Source organism: Paenarthrobacter sp. PPS72 (genome assembly GCF_048537125.1).
In the GTDB taxonomy this organism is placed as follows: domain Bacteria; phylum Actinomycetota; class Actinomycetes; order Actinomycetales; family Micrococcaceae; genus Arthrobacter; species Arthrobacter nitroguajacolicus_E.
In genome coordinates, this window is the sequence record NZ_JBLYIE010000111.1 from 1 (window position 1) to 906 (window position 906).

General features: G+C 64.3%; 1 pseudogene. It reads right to left on the reverse strand.

Going from position 1 to position 906, the window contains the following annotated elements:
- Positions 1 to 828 (reverse strand): annotated as a pseudogene (locus tag ACLRGI_RS23315) (IS481 family transposase); the annotation flags it as partial.
- Positions 829 to 906: the final 78 nt, after the last annotated feature.

Genomic DNA, 906 nt, shown 5'->3' on the forward strand with positions numbered 1-906 from the left:
GGCGTAGGCCCATTCGTCGAGCATGGTGCGGTTGTAGCGCTCGACCTTGCCGTTGGTTTGGGGACGGTAGGGCCGGGTGCGTTTGTGCTTGATCACCGTGCCGAGCGCGTCCTTGAACGCGTAGGAGCGGTAGCAGGAGCCGTTGTCGGTCAGGACCCGTTTGACGGTGATTCCGCAGGATTCGAAGTAGGCGTTGGCGCGTTCCCAGAAACCGGCAGCGGTTTCCTTCTTCTCATCGGTCAGGATCTCGGTGTAGGCCAGGCGGGAGTGGTCATCGACGGCGTTGTGCAAGAAGGCGTAGCCCGGTCGCCGGTTTGCGGTGTTGCCGGTCTTGTTCCGCTTACCGGCGGCCCTGCCCAGGCTGCGGTGTCCGCCGCCGTCAGGGATCCGCCCGAGTTTCTTGATGTCGACGTGGACCAGGTCCCCGGGATGGGTGTGCTCGTAACGGCGGATCACCCTTCCGGTGGCACGGTCCAGCCACGACAACCTGGCCAGCCCGAACCGGGACAGTACCCGGTGCACCGTGGACGGGTGGATGCCCAACAGAAAGCCGATTCTGGCTGGTCCCCAGCGGCGGTTGACCCGGATGGCGATGATCCGCCGTTCCCGCCTCGCCGGCATCCGCTAAGGGGAAGTGACCGGCCGGCTGGAACGATCCTGCATGCCTGCCTCGCCGTGCTCACGGTAGCGGGCTGCCCACCGCGCCGCTGTCGTGACCGATACCTGGAAACGTTCAGCGGCCCGCCGCAGCGGCAACTTTCCATCGACGATGCACTGAGCGAGCCGGAGCCGGCCCTTCGGAGTCAAGATCGCGTTAGCATGGGACATTGAAGACCTCCTTGTGAAGCGGACTGTAGACAAGCCCCACTCCACTTGGAGGTCTTCTTTTTGTCACCTAACCACGCC